The organism is Nitrospira sp. BLG_1 (genome assembly GCF_047338595.1).
Lineage (GTDB): Bacteria > Nitrospirota > Nitrospiria > Nitrospirales > Nitrospiraceae > Nitrospira_D.
Map to the genome: position 1 here is coordinate 1 of NZ_JBLFBO010000095.1, position 3,299 is coordinate 3,299.

Sequence of the window (3,299 nt, forward strand, 5' to 3'; positions counted from 1 at the left end):
CCAGACCGGCCGCCACAAACTCGGGACTCTCCCCCGCCTCCACCCGCCGCACCGCACTTCGCCGCAGCTCCTCCAGCGCGGCATGGGACAGGGTGCGGGCATCAAACGCCTTCGTGCATCGCATGCGAGAGGTTCTACCATATGAGGCTCTACTTGTGAAGCGCTTAGTAAGTTGTCCGGTGTATGTAGCACATGATCTGTCCGGTGTTGCCGCTCCCTGGTTTTCACCCCCGTGCCGAAATTCTTTCGTGCACAGTTGCCCGAGGGACGACGATCGGACGGTCGCGTGACCGAACGGTCGAGTCCTTCTGGTGCCCGGACTCACCCTCGGGGTCGATCAGCTGGCCCTCAGCATCATAGCGCGCCAAGCACCGAGGGCCATGGAATACCGCCAAGGTCCCATCCGGGTACTCGTGGACTCGCACGGTTGCCTTCACATAATGGAAGGTAATTAGGGCGAAACGTAACCAAAGAAGCACCGCAAGAAGAGTTTGAACAGGTTCTCCTTGCGGTGGTTGAAGCGATACTCAATTTCCTTCAGATACATCGGGAAGTGATACTTGGACACGCCCCGGTAATTGTACAGAATATGCTTGGCAAACGACCAGAACCCTTCGATCCCGTTGATGTGGTTCTTGGTTCGGCGATCGACAAGACTCTTGCTGTGATTGACCGTGTGATGTTTGCCATAGCGCCGCAACGATTGATAGCCGCGAAAGGCATCTGTGTAATAGACAGACCCTTTCCGAGTGGTCGTTTGAATATGGGCCATGAGGGTATCCGCCGACACATGTTCGACAACCTTCGTCTAGACCCGTCCATCCCGCTCCAGGAGCCCGAACACGACGCTCTTCCCCGCAGCTCCTCGACCCCGGCGTCCCTTCCGCCGTCCGCCGAAGTAGGCTTCATCCAGCTCAATCTCCCCCGAAAGCGTACTGGCCATACCCTCCAGTTCCGCCACATGAAACAACGCCGTGCGCAACTTCTGATAGACCCGACTAATGACTTTGGGATCGACGCCCAGGTCATGCGCCAAGCGATAGGCAGGCACCTGCTGATAGAACCCCTGCAGAATGGCAATCTCGCGCCGGAGTTTCGCGAGACTCTTTTGCCGTCGACAGGTGCGGCATTTGATATACCCACGACGCGTTCGATTGACTCGAAACGAGCCACAGAAGACACACTTGCGGCCCCGCAAAAAGTTGGCCGCACACCCGAAAACCCGACAAGATCCCGTAACCATGCGGCCTCCAGCCTACCAGATGGTTACGAAACGCCCTATATTACCCGATTCAATTATCCTTTGATTCCAATATCAGTGACTTTATAGTTGAAGCCCAAAATATTGAAATGGTAATTTGTCATTGGAACACAAATGAAGGCATTTAGCACAAGCAATGCGGCAAGTTTTGCCAATTATCAAAATATATATCCAGATAATGATGGGAATTACTAATCACACCCACACGCCTCATGTTTATAGCCGAACATATCAGCAAGTATTGCTGTAGGAAAACCTTATCAGAGGGGGCTCGGAAAATCGGAAAATCGGACAGTCTGGCAAGTGGGAGCCTGGCTACACCAACACCCCCGAGCGGCAGCGATACAAAGGAGCGAGGCAATGAAGCGGAGCCAGCTCTGACCACTCGGAGGCCTATCCTATGAACTGGAAAGTTAAAGCAGCGATACAGAATGCTGTCTCGCTGTTACCATCTGAAGCATCGTATGATGTCTATTATTGGATCCAAAGACGGTTTGGGGCGTTGCGGCGGGTAAATCCTTCGAGCAGATTGCTTGCTGGAATCGAGACATGGAAACGAATCCAAAGACAGGGCTCCTCCCCATCTGGGAAGGTGTTCTTAGAGGTTGGGACAGGGCCAACCCCATTGGTGCCGTTGGCGTATTGGCTCATGGGGGCTGAGCGGATCATTACCATAGATGTGAATCCATATCTTAAAGAGGAATTGATTGCCGAACATCTTCACTATATCTCTCAGCACGAAGAAGAAGTGTTGACACTTTTCGGTTCTCTGATCGATAGGAAAAGGTTCAATGACATGTTGAACCTTGCCAGAAAATCTCAGCTATCAGCGTCTGATTTCCTTGACTTCTGTCGAATCACGTACCTTGCACCTGGGGATGCTGCAAAGACGACCTTGCCCGATCAACATGTTGATTTTCATACCTCCTTTACAGTCTTTGAGCATATTCCGCCTGATGCCTTGAATGCCATTCTGAAGGAGGGCAATCGAATAACAAAAAGCACCGGCTTATTCGTTCATCGAATTGATTATACCGACCATTTTTCGCATTCCGATAAGAACATCTCTGCAATAAATTTTCTTCGATACAGTGATGATGAATGGGCACGGTACGCTGGAAATAAGTACATGTATATGAACAGACTTAGACATGATGATTTTTTGGATTTGTTCAAACGTGCTGGGCAAGTAATCGTTGACGTCGAACCATATATCGATCAGCGTTCAGAAGAGCTTTTGAATATCGGAATGTTCCATGTGGATAAACAATTTTCTTCGAAGTCAAGAGCCAGTTTGGCGATTAGCGGCGCATGGATTCTTGCCGAGAAGAGTAATGTACAGTGCGTTGCGCCTGATGGTTATTCTTCCGTAACGTCTTCCCGGAAAATGACGGGACCTTAACACTGGAGTATGGTGGCAGCTTCAGCGGTCCTAGACGAAAGGAGAGGACTCACGCAGCGATCGAAATTCCGGGAAGAGCAGGTCGTCTGTTATAAGTTCGCCGTAGATCGAGACATTCGAAGGGAGAGTCTTCTGGCAAAATAGTCACCCCGAGCCAGGAGATTGTCATGGGGCAGTCCAAGTTCACCGAACCCCAAATCGTGTCAATTCTTAAGCGGCTATACAGCTCCCCTCTAAGACAAGAGACCATCCTGCCGCATGAGCCGGAGGACCCGCAATTTGGACGTGCGAATCCCTTGTGCCCGCAGCCGTGCCCAGACCTTGCGAGGCCACCAGCACTTGCCGGATGTGTGCGGTGAGTACCTCGTCGGTGTACGCGGTCTTCGGGCCACGCTTGGTTGGCTCAGCGAGCGGCCCCTCGGCGCAGGTCAGTTGTGGTGGTGAAAGAACGTGGATCGGGCGAGGCTTGGGCGTGTCAAGTTTTCTGTGTAGCTGATTGTGGTGAATCACGGGTCGGCACGCGGTCTCCTACGATCATGGCACATTGATTGAGCGCTCGTTTCCACTCCGGAATCGGGGCAGTCCAGTGCTTGGCGATGCGCTGCAGGCCCAGATAGAGCACTTTGAGGATCGCGT

1 protein-coding gene and 2 pseudogenes are annotated in these 3,299 nt (G+C 52.2%); 1 reads left to right on the plus strand and 2 read right to left on the minus strand.

What is annotated here, in order from left to right; genetic code table 11:
- Positions 1–451: 451 nt before the first annotated feature.
- Positions 452–1,243 (minus strand): annotated as a pseudogene (locus ACMTNU_RS20310) (IS1595 family transposase).
- Between the two features lie 418 nt (positions 1,244–1,661).
- On the opposite strand from ACMTNU_RS20310, the gene ACMTNU_RS20315 reads away from it, so the two are divergent.
- The gene (locus ACMTNU_RS20315) at positions 1,662–2,663 is read left to right on the plus strand and encodes a class I SAM-dependent methyltransferase (protein ID WP_413937116.1); all 1,002 of its coding nucleotides are present in this window, start codon (positions 1,662–1,664) and stop codon (positions 2,661–2,663) included.
- A 236-nt stretch (positions 2,664–2,899) separates the two neighbouring features.
- Here the strand turns inward: ACMTNU_RS20315 and ACMTNU_RS20320 are convergent.
- A pseudogene (locus ACMTNU_RS20320) lies at positions 2,900–2,989 on the minus strand (IS3 family transposase); the annotation flags it as partial.
- Between the last annotated feature and the right edge of the window lie 310 nt (positions 2,990–3,299).